This window comes from Amycolatopsis sp. CA-230715 (genome assembly GCF_018736145.1).
In the GTDB taxonomy this organism is placed as follows: domain Bacteria; phylum Actinomycetota; class Actinomycetes; order Mycobacteriales; family Pseudonocardiaceae; genus Amycolatopsis.
The window spans coordinates 10,290,044-10,305,716 of the sequence record NZ_CP059997.1; the positions used below are offsets into that span (position 1 = coordinate 10,290,044).

Sequence of the window (15,673 nt, forward strand, 5' to 3'; positions counted from 1 at the left end):
GGCAGCATGACCGCGTCGCCCGACGAACTGACCGCCGTAGCCGACCCCGCCACGCTGCGCCGCAGCGTCGCGGCCGGTGCCGTCGGGGTGTTCGTGCACTGGTTCGACTGGGCCGCCTACGCCTATCTCGCGAGCACCATCGCGTCGGTCTTCTTCCCCGAAGGCGACGCCACCGCGGGGCTGCTCGCCGTGTTCGGGGTCTTCGCGGTCTCGTTCGGGATCCGGCCGATCGGCGCGCTGGTGTTCGGGCCGCTCGGCGACCGGATCGGCCGCAAGCGCACGCTGTCGCTCGTCATCTTCGTGATGTCCGGTGCCACGCTCGCCATCGGCCTGCTGCCAGGGTACGCCACGATCGGGATCGCGGCCCCGCTCCTGCTGGTCTTTTTGCGGCTGTTACAGGGGTTCGCGGCGGGCGGCGAGTTCGGCAGCGCGGCGAGCTTCCTGGCGGAGTACGCGCCGCGCCGCCGCCGCGGCTTCGGCGTCAGCTGGCTCGAAGTCGGTTCCCTGCTGGGATTCCTGTCCGGCTCGTTCGTGTTCCTGCTGCTCTCGGTCGGCCTGTCGGAGGCGCAGCTCGCGTCCTGGGGCTGGCGGATCCCGTTCCTGATCGCGGCTCCGCTGGGCGTCATCGGGTTCTTCATCCGGAGCAGGATCGAGGACACCCCGGAGTACCGCGCGCTCGAGGCGACCGACAACGTGCCCCGGAGCCCGGTGCGGGAACTGTTCCGCCACCACCGGAAGCAGCTGTTGCAGGCGGCCGGGCTGATGACCATGATGCACGTGCCGTTCTACGCGGTGCTCACCTATCTCGTCACCTACGAGACCGACTACCTCGGCCACTCCTCCGGCAGCGCCGCCCTGCTGTCGACGGTGATCTCGCTCGTCGGGCTGGTCCTCGTCCCGGCGTTCGGGCGCCTGTCCGACCGCGTCGGCAGGCGCCCGGTCCTGATCGGCGCGGGCATCGCGCTGTTCGTCCTCGCGACCCCGGCGTACCTGCTGATGCGCACCGGCCTCACCGGGACGTGGGTCGGCGGACTCGTGCTCGGCGTCGTGCTCGCCGCGATCCTCGGCACCTACGCGGTGTGGTCCGCGGAGATCTTCCCGACCCGCACCCGCCAAGGCGGCCTGTCGATCGCGTACAACCTCACCGCCGCGCTGTTCGCGGGCACCGTGCCGTACCTGATGACCGTGCTGATCTCGGCCACCGGGAGCACCCTGGTCCCCGGCCCGTACCTCATGGTCGCCGCCGTGATCGGGTTGATCGCGGCGTTCTCCCTGCCCGAAACCGCGGGCAACCCGTTGCTGCACAAGGAAGACCTGGCGGACACCGGCCGCTAGGCGAGAAAAAGCAGGGAGGTCAGCGCGAGGCTGCCGATGGCCATGAGCCAGGTGTAGGGCAGGGTCGACAGCATCACCTTCTCCGGCCGGACCCCGGCGTACTGCGCGCTCCACACCGTCTGCGTGCTCGTCGGATCGGACACGCACAGCACCTGGCCGTAGGACGACATCAGCCCGAGCACCGCGGGCGCCGGGTAGATCCCGCCGGAGACCAGCACCCCGGCGATCCCGGCGCCGAGCCCGTAGACGTTGAGCGGGCCGCGGTAGAGGCACAGCGGGACGAGCACAGCGAACACGAGCACGAAGAACCACGGCGAGGACGGGCTGATCGCGGACACCATCGGCGAGAGCGCCTTGACCGCGCCGGGCAGCTTCACCGCCGAAAGCAGCATCCCGATCGCGATGAACAGCACGATCGGCGGCGCGGCCACGTCGAACGCGCGGTACAGCGATTTCAGCGCGGTGGTGCCGAAACCGCCGGGCCGGGTGGTGGCGATCAGCGCGTAGCCCACGCCCGCGAGCAGGGACGGCACGATCGGCACGGCGAAGCCGAGCGCCAGCACGATCGGCAGCAGCGGTGTCACCAGCGCGTACCACGGCGCGTCGCCCCGCCGCACCCGCGCCTTCCCCGGCGCCCGCACGGACCAGGCGTGCCGGACGCCCTTGCGGCGCAGTTCCACGACGATATAAGCGATCCCGAGCACCAGCGCGATCGGGAAGACCTTCAGCTGGAACGAGCGCACCTCCTCCAGCGGCAGCTTCACCGCGTCGGACAGGAACTGCCAGCCGATCAGCTCCAGCGGCAGGCCAGCCGCGAGTCCCATCAGGACGGTCCCGCCCGCGACCACGGCCGGGATGCCGACCGCGATCATCGCCGGGATGCCGACGACCCCGGCCAGCATGGCTGCGGCCGCCGAGCCGGTGATGCTGCCGCACAGGATGGACACCGCGAACACGCCGAGCGCGACCGCGGTCGGCCGTTCCCCGCCGAACTCGACGATCTTGCGCACGATCGTCGCGGCGATCCCGGTGTCCTCCATCAGCGTGCCGAGCCAGGACCCGAGCAGCACCGCGATCATCGTCGAGGCGAGCATCGGCGCACCGGTCTGCAGGACGGCCTGCGCGACACTGTCCTTGCCGCCGAAGAGTGGCTGCCCCGCGCACAGCGCGATCCCGATCGCCATGAACCCGAGCGCGAACGCGGTGGGCAGCACCCTGGTCAGCATCAGGAGCACCCCGGCGGCCATCACGGCGAGAATGAGCACGCCCATGGTCAACCTCCGAACGTGTGGCGGGTCAGCGCCGCGGTGAGGGCGAGGGGGCCGTGGCCGATCCCGGTGCGCCGGTGGGCGAAGCGGTGGGCGGCGAGCTCGTCGGCCCCGGTGACGTGCCCGCGGATCCGCCACGGGCCGAGCCGGAACGCGGTGTGGCCGAGGCGCCTGGCGAGTTCGCGGCCCTCGCCGCGGTGCATCCGGTGGTGCGCGACCTCGTGTGCGACGGCCGCGGCGCGCAGCTCCCCCGCCGTGACACTCACGCCCGCGCGCATCAGGACCTTCACCGCACGGGAGATGCCGTCGGGGCGGACGAGGATCGTCCGCACGCGGGTGTCGTACTCGGCGAGGACAAGAACGTCGTCGCGCGCTCCGCCGAGCACCTCGGCGATTTCGGGCGCGGGCAAGGGATCCGGCGTCGCGGCGAGTTCGTCGCCGAAGGCCAGCGCGATCCGTGCCCACGCGCGCAACCGTTCCTCGGCACGGTTCTCGTGCGTCGGCGCGGCGCGCAGCAGATCGACGGCGAGGTCCTCGTCGGTGGTGGTCATCGGGCCTCCAGGATCGCCACGACGGGTTCGTCCGCGGGCCGGGTTCCGGTTTCGGTCCTGATCAGTGCGAGCAGCTGGCCGGTGTCGAGCACGCCGGACAGGTCGGCGATCTTCGGTCCCACCAGCAACCGGACGGCGGGTGCTCTGGAGCCGCCGTCGCCGAAGCTCGTGCGTTCGTCGACGGACGCGGTCAGCTCCGCCGCCGCGGTGCCCGCGGTGACGCTGCGGACCACCGCGTCCGGGCTGTGCACCCGGATCACCCCGTCCTCGTCGATCACCCGCAGCCGCAGCCTCGGCGGTTTCAGGCGGCGGAAACCGCGGCCCCGGACGCGCGCGCCGAGCACGCGGTGGTGCGCGGTCCGCGCCAGTTCGGTCACCTCGGCGAGGCCGACCCCGAGCGAGCGGGCCACCTCGGCGGTCAGCTCCGCGTCCGCGGCGCTCGCCGAGCGGTCCTTCGTCCGCAGTTCGGTGGCGCCGGTCGCGATCGCGCGGATCAGGTTGCGCTGGGGATCGACCGTGACGTCGACCTCGACCCCGGCCGGATCGGCGCCCTGCGCGACGACCGCGCGCTCGGCGTCGGCCCGTACCGCCAGCACGTCCGCGTGCGTGGGGGTGGGCACGATGCGCTCCACGGATTCGCGCACGAGGGCGAGCGCGGCCCCGAGCGGGCTGATCACTTCGCTGTGCGCGGCGATCCGCCAATCCATAGTGGACGATTCACCGAGGTACGGGGTGACGGCGGCCGCGCCACCGCCACCGCCGACGAGCGCGAGGGCGCCGTCGTCCAGCCGGTACGCGTCGATCAGCTGGTCCACCACGGCCCTCACCGGGCGCACGGCGTGGTCGAGCACCGTCCGCGCGGCGTCCACAACGGACAGGTTCAGCGCGCGGGCCAGCGGGACCAGCGCGGCCTTCGCCGACGCGGGGTCGCAGCGCGCGTAGCTGCCGGAAGGCACGACCCCGGCGGCGTTCGCCGCGCAGGTCACCGTGATCGCGTACCGGCCGCCCTCGCCGGTCCGCAGCGCGACGTAGTCCGCCGGGTCGTCCGGCCTCGGTGAGACGGTCACCAGTTCGGCACCGTCCAAAGCGGACGCGTCGGCGAAGCAGGCATAGGGCAGACCGGCGATGTGCGCGCTGCGCGGCCCCGCCCCGGCGATCGACGTCCCGTCGAACCGGATCATCGAGCCCCCGCCGACCCCTACCGTGCGGACGTCGAGCGAGGGCAGGTAGGTCTCCCGCCCGGCGAGCCGCGCGTGCCGCACCTGGACACGGCCGCGCCGGATCACGCTGATGTCGGTCGAGGTGCCCCCGGTCTCCAGGAAGATCCCCTCGCTGAGCTTCTCCCCCATCAGCGCGCCCGCGACCCCGGCCGCCGGTCCGGACAACGCGGTCAGCAGCGGCCTCGCCCGCATCTCCGGCAGCGCCATCACGCCGCCGTCCCCGCGCACGACCATCAACGGCGCGGTGATCCCGGCCGCGGCCACGCTGCGTTCGACGAGATCGGCCGTTTCGACCATGCGCGGCATGATCGCGGCGTTGAGCACCGCCGTCCGCGCGCGCTTCGCCAGCCCGTAGAGCCCGGTGATCTCGTGCGTCGCCGTGGCGGGCAGGCCCCGCGCCCTGGCCTCGGCGGCCACGGCGCGTTCCCCGAGCGGATCGTCCACACTGAACGGTTCCACCGCCGCGATCACCTCGGCGCCGTCCGCCCGCAGCCGGTCCACCGCCGCCTTCACCGCGACCGCGTCGCCCGGATCGGGCACCGCGGCGTACCGGATCGGCAGCGGCCTGCCCGGCGCGGGTTCCAGCTTCCCGAGCGACCGCAGCCTGCGCGTGGCGAAGGCGTCGAACCCCCGGCCGATCCCGGCGATCCCGACCACCGCGACGTCGCCTTCGAGCAGTGCGTTCGTGGCCTGCGTGGTGCCGTGCGCCAGGAACGAGACGTCCTCGGCGCCGATCCCCGCCTCCGCGCGCAGTTTTTCCAGCGCCAGCAGGATTCCCCCGGCCACCCCGTCCGGGTGGTCGTGACTGGTCGGCACCTTCGCCTTGGCGAGCAGGGCGAACGTCTCCGCGTCCACCGCGACCGCGTCGGTGAAGGTGCCGCCGACGTCGATCCCGATCCGCACTCGCTTTCGCGCCATCGCAACACCTTTCGGACCGCTCAGTAGCCCTGGACCTCGGGCCAGTGGCGTTCGACACCGGCACGGTCGAGTTCGCCCGCGAACTCGTCGAAGAGCTTCTCGTCGGTGTGCACCGCGTGCGGGGTGACGCCGCGCCGCAGCGCGAAACCCGCGAGGAGCCCGGCCACCTCGCCGATGTTCCACTCCACCGGATGCAGCCGGAAGCAGCCGTTCGTGAGGTGCGTCGTGCCGACGTTCTTGGCCGCCGGCAACAGGTTCCTCATCCGGACCGGCAGCAGCGCGCCGAGCGGGATCTCGAACGGCACGCTCGCCACGTCGATGTAGCCGTCCCCCGACGTGGACGGGTGGAGGTCGATCCGGTAGCTGCCGACGCCGACCGAATCGGACCGGGACACCCGGCCCCGCACGCCGAGGATCTCCGCCGACACGTCGTGCTCGGTGACCGTGGTGACCGCCCTGATCCGCCGGGACTCCCGGACGTAGGCGGATTTCGCCAGCCCGTCGCGGGTACCGGTGACGTCGGGGCGGAGCTTGAGCCCGGGGAACCCGGTGCCGCCGTCGGGCCGCGGTGCCTCGGTCTGCAGCCAGTACAGCACCGACAGCGAGAGCTGCTTCGCCTCGTAGTGCGCGCGTTCGACGTCGGCCGCGTCGGTCTTGCCGTCGATCTCCAGCGCGGGCCGCAGCCAGTAGTCGTTGAGCGGCCAGTTCACCAGCGTGATGTCGGAGTCGAACGCGCCGGGCTCGTGCAGGCCGCGGGCGAGGATCCGGCGGAACCCCCACAGCTCCTTGTCCCCGGCGTCCGCGCTCTGGTCGGCGCTGATCTCGAGCGGATCGGTGTCCGGGTTCGGCACGAAGGTGCGTTCGACGGGTTCGAGGGTGCGCGGGTCGGGCGCGAGGAAGCCGAGCAGCGGCCCCGGCCAGAACTCCGGGGTGTACGCCCGCCAGAACTCGTACATCGCGGGCTTGGAGATGACGTGGTTTTCCCCTTCGTGGTGGGAAAGCGCGAAGCAGTAGGTGATCCCCTGCAGGTTCTCCGGGTCCGCGACCTCCGGGGCGTGCGGTTCGCCGTGCTCGGCCCTGGCCTCGGCACCGACGGTGTATTCGGCGCCTGCCAAGGGAAGCAGGTCGCCGTTCTCGGTGGCGTCGAGGACGTACTCGGCGCGCACGAGGACGTTTTCCTCGTGCGCGCCGGAAAAGGTGACCGACTCGACCCGGTCCCCGGTCACCGAGGCGGCGACCGGCCGGTGCTCCAGCAGCACGGTGACGCGGCCCGCGCTGATCTGCGGGGCGAGCAGTTCCTGCAGCACCGCGAGCGCGACCTTGGGCTCGTGGCAGAGCTTGCTGACGCGCCCGGCGCCGGGGTTCAGCTCCGGCAGCCGCGCCGCGCCCGCCCGCAACGGGTAGGCGCGGCGGTAGTACTCGCGGATCCCCTCGCGCAGCGCGCGGTAGGTGCGCGTGCCGCCGAAGCGCTCGATCCACGGGTTCTCGTCAGGGGGAACCGCCTGCGCGGTCAGCTGGCCGCCGATCCAGTCGGTCTCCTCGGTGAGCACCACGCGGTGTCCCGCGCGGGCCGCCGCGAGCGCGGCCGCGGTGCCGCCGAGCCCGCCGCCCGCGACCAGGATCTCCGTGTCCAGTTTCCTCATGCCTCTTCCCGGATGCGTCGGATGGTGTCCCCCGCGACGGGCGCGCAGGGCAGGAGCCGGTGCGGCTCGGCTGGGGCGCGCCGGTCCGGTTCGACGAGCGCCGCGAGCAGGCGGACCGCACCGCGGCCCATTTCCCGCCGGGGTACTTCGAATCCGCTGACGACCGGGCCGGTGGTGCCTGCGGGCGGGCGGCCGAGCACGGCGAGCGAAAGGTCTTGCGGTACCGACAATCCCGCCCCGGCCACCGCGCGGGTCACGGCGTGGAAGACGGCGCCGGTATCGGTTTCCTCGACCACCACCGCGGTGACGCCGTCCGCCGTCCAGCGCCGGGGGCAGGGAAGCCTGCCCCCGGCGAACCGCTCCACGCCGATGTCCACCCGGTGCGCCGCCGCGCCTTCGAGCACCCCGCGCTCCCGGTCCCGCGATGAGGGCGCGTCGTCGTCCTCGCGCAGGTACCGGATCGAGGTGTGGCCCGCTTCGGCGAGCCTGCCGATCACCGCCGCGGACGCGGAGACGTAATCCGCGCCGACGTAGGGAATGGTCCCGCCGAGTTCCTCCCTCCGTCCTATGTAGACGACCGGGAAACCACTGGTGACCAGCTCGCGGATCGGCTCGTCCGGCACGTGCCTGCCGAGGAAGAGGCAGCCGTCGGCGAGCCGGGTGCGGCGGATCCTGGCGTGGTCGTGCGTCCGGGTGCCCGCGCTGGACCCGGTGAACAGGATGAGGTCCTGCCCCAGTTCGGCGGCTTCCTCCTCGACGCCGACCAGGATCGGGTAGTACGAATCGGCGACGTCGGTCGGGAAGGTCGCGGTGAAGGTGTAGAGCCCGAGCAGGTTGTTGCGCGACGAAGCCAGCCTGGTCGCCACCGGATCCGGGACGTAGCCCAGTTCTTCGGCCGCGGCCCGCACTCGCCGTCGGGTGCTCTCGGCGAGCCGCACGCCCGCGCGGTTGCCGCCGAGCACCACCGAAACCGTCGCCTGGGACACCCCCGCGATGCGGGCGATGTCCGCCTGACGCGGACCTCGTGCCATCAGCGCTCCTTGTCCTAATGCGGATTAGGCACAGCGTGAATCCGCGGAATGCCGAAGTCAACGATTCTGTCCGAACGCGCCAGAAAGAACTCCCCAGCGTGACTAATACGTATTAGCAGGTTGACCGTCGTCTTGAGCCGTGCTTACCGTCGTTCGAGCCACTCCAGCGACGAAGGAGCCTCCCGTGAGCCTTTCCCGACGTCAGATGCTGATCGGAACGGCGAGCATCGGAGCCGCCGCGGGACTCGGCGCCGCCTTCCCCGCGATGGCCTCGGCCGCGCCCGCCGGTTTCCCGGACTACCGGTTCGTGCGGACCACGTTCGACAAGGCCAAGCTGCGCTACAACCCGACCGGGGAACTGATCTTCCCGTGTATCCGCGGGGTTTCCGGCCGCGTCGCGAACCCGCTCGGCCGCTACTACCTCTACTACGCGCCGCACGACCCGCCCGGCGGGATCTGCCTCGCCTACGCGGATTCGCTGGAAGGCCCGTTCACCGAATATCCGCACAACCCGATCGTTTCCCGCGACTGGCCGGGAAAGTACTCCGTCAGCCACGTCTCCTCACCGCACGTGATGTGGCACGAGGAGGCCAAGGAGCTCTGGCTGTACTTCCACGGCGAGAACACCGTCACCCGCCTCGCCCGGTCCAAGGACGGGATCCACTTTGGCTACGACAAGGAAGTGCTCTCCACCCGCCTGCTCCCGGAGGGCACCACGGAAACCTCGTACGCGCGCGTGTTCCGGCACGACCTGCCGTCGAAGAAGGCGCGGTACGTCATGGTGTTCATGCTCAACAACAAATCCGACCACCGCGACATCGGCTGGGGCTGGTCCGCCGACGCGCGGAACTGGACCTTCGCCAAGGAACCGCTGATCCGGCACGGCGACGTCGGCGCGAACAACGTCGGCGGCCCGCATCTGCTGTGGCGCGACAACAGCACGTACGTCGTGTACAACACGAACATCGAAGCGGGCGGGAACATCCTGATCACCGAGGTCGGCAACGACTTCACGAAGCGCGAGCACCTCGGCGTGTTCCACCGCCCGCTCGCCGGCGCGCCCGACGGCGGCCGCTGCGCCGCGCCGAGCTTCGGCACCGAAAACGGCCGCGAGTACATGATCTACGAGGCGGGCGCCCGGCTCGAAGGGTCCATCGCCATCGCCCGCGCCTGAGCAGGGCCATCCGGCTTGCCCCGCCTGGGGATCCGCCGCGACGGTAGTACCGTGGACGCGTCCGTTCTCCTACCGTCGCGGCGTGTTTCGGCAGCGCGCTCAACGGTAATCCGGTGAGCTATGGGCGAGGAGGTGCGCGCAGTGTCGGAGTCCACGCGGGAAGTCGTCGCGATCGGCGCTTCCGCGGGTGGAGTCGACGCGCTGCGCCAGGTCGCGGCCGGGCTGCCCGCCGGCTTCCCCGCCGCGGTGCTCGTGGTCATGCACGTGCCGCCGGGCAGGCCGAGCGCGCTGGCCGACATCCTCGACCGGGCGGGCAGGCTGCCCGCGGTGGCGGCGACGTCGGGCGCGAAGCTGGAGCCCGGTGTCATCCACACCGCGCCGCCGGACCGCCACCTGCTGACCGAGGACGGCACGCTCGTCCTCACCAACGGCCCCACGGAGAACGGCCACCGGCCCGCGATCAACGCGACCTTCCGGTCGGTCGCGCTCACTTCGGGTGCGCGCGCGATCGGCGTGGTGCTCTCCGGTGTCCTCGACGACGGCGCGATCGGACTTCGCGCCATCATCGGCCAAGGCGGCCTCGCCGTCGTGCAGGACCCCGCGGACGCCCAGCACCGGGGCATGCCCGACAGCGCGCTCGCCCAGGTGAGCACGGAACACGTGTTACCGGCCGACGCGATCGGCCCAGCGCTCGACAAGCTGGTGCGCACGCCCGTCGCCGAGGGGCCCTACGTACGCCCGCCGTCCGGCATGCGCCTCGAGGACCGGATAGCCAGGCAGGACGTGCGGCTCGGCGCGCTCTCCCCCAGCGACGCGCCCGCTTCCGGGTTCGTGTGCCCCGACTGCCACGGTTCTCTGATGGAGGTCGCCCCCGTGGAGGGCCAGTACCGCTGCCGGATCGGGCACGCCTGGACGGCGAAGGCCCTCCTGGACGCGCAGGACGACCAGTTCCGGCAGGCGCTGTGGACGGCGCTGCGTTCCCTGGACGAAAAGGCGGCGCTGGCGGCCAAGCTCGAACAGCACACCGCGGGCAGCGAGGGTTCGCCGCTGTCGAAGCGGTACGCCGAGACCGCGCAGGACTGCCGGGTGGCCGCCGACACGCTGCGCCGGTTCCTGGCCGCCGCCGACGACGCGGAGGATCGATGACGAGATCCGAGCCGCACTGGCTGGACCTGCGCCCGTGGCCGCGGGTGGGATACACCCTCGTCGAGGTGACCGGCAGCCTCGGCATCACCACCTACCCGGTGCTGCGCGACGGGCTGCTGAAGATCGCCACGGAGGCGCCGGAGGCCGTGGTCGTCGACATCGACGGGGTGGAGGTGCTGGACTCCGCGCTGCTGAGCGTGTTCACCTTCGTGGCCACCAGGGTCGGCGACTGGCCCGGCGTCCCGTTCTCCCTGGTCGTCTCCCGGCCCGACCACCTCGCCCTGATGCATCGCCGGTCGATCGACCGGTTCGTCACGGTGTGCGAGACCGTCGACGCGGCCCGGCGGTCCCTCGACAAGCCGGTTCGCCACCGGTCAGGGCTGCGGCTGCCGCATGAAGAGGCGACCTCGGCCGCGGCGCGCCAGTTCACCGAGGGCAGGTGCGCGGAGTGGCACGTCCCCGAATTCCGGGACGACGCACTCGTGATCGTCACCGAACTGGTCGAAAACACCATCCGCCACACCACCTCGGACGCCCGCGTGCGGCTCGAACTGCGCCGGGGCCTGTTCACCGTGGCGGTCGCCGACGACGACCCGCGGCCAGCCGTGTTGCACGAGCGCACCAGCACCCTCGAGCACGGCCTCGGGCTGCACCTGGTCGCGGGTTCGGCCAAGGCGTGGGGCTCGAGCCCGGTGTGGGGCGGCGGCAAGATCGTCTGGGCCGTGCTGCCGAGCCGAACCTGGCCGACCAGGTCGTGGCGGGCAAGGTAGCGTGCGGGAGCGTGACCGAGTCCCACGACGAAACCACGAGTGAGTTCGAATCGGTGCTCGCGTACTTGAAGGAGTCACGCGGCTTCGACTTCACCGGCTACAAGCGCAGCAGCCTCATGCGCCGCGTCCGCAGGCGGATGGACCAGCTCGGCATCGAGAGCTACGCCGACTACATCGACCAGCTCCAGGTCAACTCCGAGGAGTTCGTCGCCCTCTTCAACACCATCCTGATCAACGTGACAGGGTTCTTCCGGGACCCCGAGGCGTGGGAGTTCCTCCGCACCGAGGTCGTGCCCGCGATACTGGCCGAGCGCAACCCGGAGGACCCGATCCGGGTGTGGAGCGCGGGCTGCGCGGGCGGTCAAGAGGCTTACAGCCTCGCGATGCTGTTCGCCGACGCGATCGGCACGGACGCGTTCCGGCAGCGTGTGAAGATCTACGCCACCGATGTCGACGAAGAAGCGCTGGGCCAGGCGCGCCACGCGGCTTACACCGCGAGCGAGGTCGAAGGACTGTCCGAGGCGCAGCTCGACCAGTACTTCGAGCTGCAGGGCAACCGGTACTGCTTCCGCAAGGACCTGCGCCGGTCGGTCATCTTCGGCCGCAACGACCTCGTGCAGGACGCGCCGATCTCCCGCATCGACCTGCTCGTGTGCCGCAACACGCTGATGTACCTCAACGCCGAAACCCAGACGAAGATCCTCGAACGGTTCCACTTCGCGCTGGCGCCCCGCGGCCTGCTCTTCCTCGGCAAGGCGGAGATGCTGCTCAGCCACGCCCGGATCTTCGAGCCGATCGACCTCAAGCGCCGGGTGTTCCGCAGGGCCACGAACGCACCGGTCAGCTACAACCACTTCGTCTCCCATTCCTTCCCGCAGCGGCGCGCCTACGACATCAACGGGATCGAAGAATTGCGTGAGCACGCTTTTTCCGCGAGCCCCGTGGCACAGCTCGTGGTGACCGAGGACGAGACGACGGCGTTGATCAACCAGCAGGCCGAGATCGCGTTCGGACTGTCCGAACGCGACGTGGGCAGGCCACTGCGCGATCTCGACGTGTCCTACCGGCCGGTCGCGCTGCGCGCCTACGTCGAACAGGCCCGCATGGAGCGGCGCTCGCTGCGGATCAAGGACGTCGAATGGCGCCGCGCCGGAGAGACCGTGTGGTACGAGGTGCACGTGAACCCGTTGCTGGGCAAGGACAAGAAGCTCCTCGGCGTGTCCGTGGTGTTCCACGACGTCAGCTGGGCGCGGCAGCTGCTGACCGAACTGGAGCACACCAACCGGCAGCTGGAATCGGCCTACGAGGAACTCCAGTCCACCAACGAAGAACTCGAAACCACCAACGAGGAACTCCAGTCCACGGTCGAGGAGCTGGAGACGACCAACGAGGAACTCCAGTCCACGAACGAGGAACTGGAGACCATGAACGAGGAGCTGCAGTCCACCAACGACGAACTGCAGACCATCAACGACGCCCTGCGCGAACGCAGCGTCGACCTCGACGAGGTGAACGACTTCCTCGAGTCCGTGATGACCTCGATCAAGGCGGGCATCATCGTCCTCGACACCGAGATGCGGGTGAAGGCGTGGAACCGCGGTGCCGAAGACCTGTGGGGGTTGCGGCGCGACGAAGCCGAGGGCACGCACCTGCTCAACCTCGACATCGGGCTGCCGATGACCGACCTGCGCCCCGCGGTGCTCGAAGCGCTCGCCGACGCGGGCTTCCACAGCACCACCACCGTGGAAGCGATCAACCGCCGCGGACGCAAGGCGGTCGTCCGCATCCAGTGCGGGGCGCTGCACGGCGCCGGCGGCGAAAGCCACGGCGCCCTGCTCCTGATGGAGGAAAGCGGCTGACGGCCCGGATCGTGCGCGAACCGGGTCTCCTACCGCACTCGCTTGCCGTTCGCGTCGTAGCACTCGCACCTGTGACTCAGGTGCTCATGCACATCGCAGACCGGAACGAGCGGGTTCCCGGGCTCTACCATGTGCCGAAACCCGTTGCCACGCAACCAATTCAGCGCAGCCGCCCGGTCGCTGGGCGAGGACGTTCGCGACTCATAGACGCGAAATAGCTTCCTCGCACGCTCCACCTCGCTCATGCCCCCGCACCACCCGGATCACTGACCAACGCCAACCCGGCACACCGCGCGCAGACCGTCGCATTCGGACCGATACCCGGACCGAAAACGAGGCCACACCTGACTTTCAGCGTCACCCCATCACGATCACGATGCATCCGCAGCAACAAATGCCGACGACCATCGTCGCAACGCACCCACACCATCGCCGTCACACCCACACCTCGCCTGGCGCGAGGAGCACGGTGTACCGGTTCCGCTGTATCCACCGGGCGCACTTCGGGCACGTGCCGATGAGCGCGGCCGGTGCCGGAATGCGCTTGGCGGAGATCTGCGAACGCGGATGGAAGTCGTGGTACGGCGACACGTGCGCCGGAGGCTGAAGGAGGTTGACCGCCTCGTCCTCCAACTCCCCCACCCGATACAGGTGCGGAAGGCAATCACCCGCGAACCACCGGGTCGCCACACGAAGGCTCGGCGGCGTGTTCGTACTGCTGTCTGTCACGTCGCGGACGGTAATAACCGCTGATCATGGGACGTGTCCTAGCGGGACACACTCCAGGCACTTCACCCAGTCGGGGCAACACCCAGCCGCCAAGCCAGACCTCGCAGCTCCCGGCCTTCATCCGAGTCACGCCGGACGCGGTGAAGCTGGTTCGACACTATTTCTCGGACAAACACATTCGTCCGAATCTTCTGAGGCGTCAACTGTTCCGCCTTGAGCAACGCAGATATGCCGCGCGCCCGCGAAGACTTCTCGGGAAGCAAAGCGCGCCCGAGGTCAGACCAAAATGCGGCCTGCCGATGTGCCACTCGAAGTGGCTGCGGCGGGCGTCCCCGCTGCGCCAGCTCAGCAACCTTGGGGCCGTACCCGAGTTCGACACCGATCGAAACCCGCCAGATGTCGACATTGGTCCGGGTGAAGTCCGTCCGCGTCCAGGGGCGATCATCAGTGTCTATGATCGCGGCAAGTTCCGCGGCCTCACCCAGGCGCCCCAGAGCTGTATCCTCATCTCCAACCACTGCGGATGCCATCGCTGCCGTGAGATTCGCCATGCCTCGAAGGTGCTTTGGTACCTGCATGTCATCAGCGATAGCCGATGCCAGTTCCCGTTGCCGGAACCTGTTGCGGCCGCCGATGATCTGCGCCCGCCGCCATGCCACATCAGCAATAGCTTCAGCGTCTTCGAGTTCTTCCGCTGCTTGTCGCATACGTTCGACAGCAAGAGAGGGGACTCCGGGAATGCCGAGATCGAGCGAGACATACGCAATCGATTTATAGGTTCCGATCAAGCCGAGCAAAGCAGGCCTGCGATAGGTCTGGTCCGCCGCCAGTGCGAGAAGCTCCGGGATCAGCTTCGGCAGCAAGGTCGCTTGTGCCAAGTAATCCGCGTTGGGGCGCAGAACCTTATTGAGCAGGTCGATCTCTGATGCAATTTCACGCCAGGGACGGACTGCAGCGTCTGGTTTTTCGTCTACCCGCCACCCGGTCAGTGCGTCTTCGACACGTCCCATTCCTTCGCGGAGCTCTTCGCCAAGAGGATCACGAGCAGGGTAAGGTTTTCCCACTAAATCCGCAGGTGACACCCGCAGTGTCAGCGCGAGAGAATCAAGCGCTCCCCGCTTGGTGACTGGTTTCTCGCCCCGTTCGATCTTCGCGAGATAGCCGTAACTCAGCCCCGACAACTCGGCGGCGGCGCGAATGGTCAACCCGCGCCGCTCCCGCGCTTCGCGGATGTTCCGGCCGATAGTGGCGTCCATCGCAGGTATCACCCTTCGCGGAATCGACCCCTTCGCGTGCCCCCCGGCCCGTCGACCGGGGGCGTTTGCTCCGCGAGGAGGTACACCACCAGGGTAGCCGTTACCTGACCGGGTGAAATCGGCCAGCTCGGGTGGAGAAATTATTAGCGATAACACATCGCTCATCAACCCCCGGTCGCGGTCACGGTGCGACCGGACGCGACCGGCTCCCTCGGCGGCACGTGAACCTCCTTGAACCGCAACGACTGCTGCCCGAACTGCCACGCGACGGTGAGCCGGGCCCGTACGAGCGGTGTACGGGCCCGGCACCCGCTTATCGCACCGCTTGCGCCACCAGCGTGGCGATTCTCTTCTCCACGGCGGGTGTCACGTCGGTGAGCGCGAAGCCCGCCGGCCACATCGGGCCGTCGTCGAGGGCCGCCTGGTCGCTGAAACCGAGCGTCGCGTAGCGCGCCTTGAACTTCTCCGCGCTCTGGAAGAAGCAGACGACCTTGCCGTCGAGCGCGTAGGACGGCATGCCGTACCACAGCTTCGGCTCCAGAACCGGCGCGTGCGCCGTGACGACCGCGTGGACGCGCTCGGCCAGCACCCGGTCCGCCGGGACCATCTCGGCGATCTTCGCGAGGACGTCCCGCTCCGCCTGCGCCGCCTTGTCGGCCTGGGAGGCACGCCGGGCGGCGGTCTTCAACTCCTTGGCGTGTTCCTTCATCGCGGCGCGCTCTTCGACCGTGAAGCTGCTCATGAGAATCCTCCTAGGGGTTTTCGGCACGGTG

The 15,673-nt window shown here is 69.8% G+C and carries 13 protein-coding genes; 5 read left to right on the forward strand and 8 right to left on the reverse strand.

The genetic code is table 11. From position 1 onward, the window contains the following. Positions 1–6 precede the first annotated feature (6 nt). On the forward strand, positions 7–1,335 hold the full coding sequence (locus HUW46_RS47700; protein ID WP_215545208.1) for an MFS transporter: 1,329 nt from the start codon (positions 7–9) through the stop codon (positions 1,333–1,335). Here HUW46_RS47700 and HUW46_RS47705 read toward each other — a convergent pair. The 5 genes from HUW46_RS47705 to HUW46_RS47725 are packed head-to-tail and all read right to left on the reverse strand — an operon-like array spanning position 1,332 to position 7,966. Next, on the reverse strand, positions 1,332–2,606 hold the full coding sequence (locus tag HUW46_RS47705) for a transporter (protein WP_215545209.1): 1,275 nt from the start codon (positions 2,604–2,606) through the stop codon (positions 1,332–1,334). The genes HUW46_RS47700 and HUW46_RS47705 overlap by 4 nt on opposite strands. Positions 2,607–2,608: 2 nt before the next feature. Next, positions 2,609–3,154 carry a hypothetical protein gene (locus HUW46_RS47710; protein WP_215545210.1) on the reverse strand — a complete coding sequence of 182 codons (546 nt, stop codon included), beginning with the start codon at positions 3,152–3,154 and terminating at the stop codon, positions 2,609–2,611. After that, complete coding sequence (locus tag HUW46_RS47715) at positions 3,151–5,292, reverse strand: hydantoinase/oxoprolinase family protein (protein WP_215545211.1); 2,142 nt, start codon at positions 5,290–5,292, stop codon at positions 3,151–3,153. The genes HUW46_RS47710 and HUW46_RS47715 overlap by 4 nt, the downstream gene beginning before the upstream one ends. 20 nt (positions 5,293–5,312) lie before the next feature. Then, a complete protein-coding gene (locus HUW46_RS47720) occupies positions 5,313–6,935 on the reverse strand; it encodes an FAD-dependent oxidoreductase (protein WP_215545212.1) in 1,623 nt (540 codons plus the stop codon). After that, a complete protein-coding gene (locus HUW46_RS47725; RefSeq protein WP_215545213.1) occupies positions 6,932–7,966 on the reverse strand; it encodes a LacI family DNA-binding transcriptional regulator in 1,035 nt (344 codons plus the stop codon). The genes HUW46_RS47720 and HUW46_RS47725 overlap by 4 nt, the downstream gene beginning before the upstream one ends. Before the next feature lie 184 nt (positions 7,967–8,150). On the opposite strand from HUW46_RS47725, the gene HUW46_RS48705 reads away from it, so the two are divergent. From HUW46_RS48705 to HUW46_RS47745, 4 genes are all read left to right on the forward strand, one after another. Beyond that, entirely contained in the window at positions 8,151–9,140 is a 990-nt protein-coding gene (locus HUW46_RS48705) for a hypothetical protein (RefSeq protein WP_254125626.1), read from the forward strand. Between the two features lie 141 nt (positions 9,141–9,281). Then, positions 9,282–10,286 carry a chemotaxis protein CheB gene (locus HUW46_RS47735; RefSeq protein ID WP_254125628.1) on the forward strand — a complete coding sequence of 335 codons (1,005 nt, stop codon included), beginning with the start codon at positions 9,282–9,284 and terminating at the stop codon, positions 10,284–10,286. Next, a complete protein-coding gene (locus tag HUW46_RS47740; RefSeq protein WP_215545215.1) occupies positions 10,283–11,056 on the forward strand; it encodes an ATP-binding protein in 774 nt (257 codons plus the stop codon). The genes HUW46_RS47735 and HUW46_RS47740 overlap by 4 nt, the downstream gene beginning before the upstream one ends. 11 nt (positions 11,057–11,067) lie before the next feature. Next, positions 11,068–12,915 (forward strand): CheR family methyltransferase, encoded by a 1,848-nt coding sequence (locus tag HUW46_RS47745; protein WP_215545216.1) that lies wholly within the window; start codon positions 11,068–11,070, stop codon positions 12,913–12,915. Between the two features lie 435 nt (positions 12,916–13,350). On the opposite strand, the gene HUW46_RS47750 is transcribed toward HUW46_RS47745, so the two are convergent. The 3 genes from HUW46_RS47750 to HUW46_RS47760 form a co-directional block, all read right to left on the reverse strand. Further along, the gene (locus HUW46_RS47750; protein WP_215545217.1) at positions 13,351–13,644 is read right to left on the reverse strand and encodes a hypothetical protein; all 294 of its coding nucleotides are present in this window, start codon (positions 13,642–13,644) and stop codon (positions 13,351–13,353) included. 62 nt (positions 13,645–13,706) lie between these two features. Further along, the gene (locus HUW46_RS47755) at positions 13,707–14,900 is read right to left on the reverse strand and encodes a helix-turn-helix domain-containing protein (protein WP_215545218.1); all 1,194 of its coding nucleotides are present in this window, start codon (positions 14,898–14,900) and stop codon (positions 13,707–13,709) included. Positions 14,901–15,213: 313 nt separating this feature from the next. Beyond that, on the reverse strand, positions 15,214–15,642 hold the full coding sequence (locus tag HUW46_RS47760; RefSeq protein WP_215545219.1) for an iron chaperone: 429 nt from the start codon (positions 15,640–15,642) through the stop codon (positions 15,214–15,216). Between the last annotated feature and the right edge of the window lie 31 nt (positions 15,643–15,673).

Coding starts and splice junctions, on each gene's coding strand:
- HUW46_RS47710 (WP_215545210.1), bottom strand. CDS start 3,154: ATGACCACCACCGACGAGGACCTCGCCGTCGATCTGCTGCGCGCCGCG.
- HUW46_RS47725 (WP_215545213.1), bottom strand. CDS start 7,966: ATGGCACGAGGTCCGCGTCAGGCGGACATCGCCCGCATCGCGGGGGTG.
- HUW46_RS47700 (WP_215545208.1), top strand. CDS start 7: ATGACCGCGTCGCCCGACGAACTGACCGCCGTAGCCGACCCCGCCACG.
- HUW46_RS47720 (WP_215545212.1), bottom strand. CDS start 6,935: ATGAGGAAACTGGACACGGAGATCCTGGTCGCGGGCGGCGGGCTCGGC.
- HUW46_RS47760 (WP_215545219.1), bottom strand. CDS start 15,642: ATGAGCAGCTTCACGGTCGAAGAGCGCGCCGCGATGAAGGAACACGCC.
- HUW46_RS47755 (WP_215545218.1), bottom strand. CDS start 14,900: ATGGACGCCACTATCGGCCGGAACATCCGCGAAGCGCGGGAGCGGCGC.
- HUW46_RS47740 (WP_215545215.1), top strand. CDS start 10,283: ATGACGAGATCCGAGCCGCACTGGCTGGACCTGCGCCCGTGGCCGCGG.
- HUW46_RS47705 (WP_215545209.1), bottom strand. CDS start 2,606: ATGGGCGTGCTCATTCTCGCCGTGATGGCCGCCGGGGTGCTCCTGATG.
- HUW46_RS47715 (WP_215545211.1), bottom strand. CDS start 5,292: ATGGCGCGAAAGCGAGTGCGGATCGGGATCGACGTCGGCGGCACCTTC.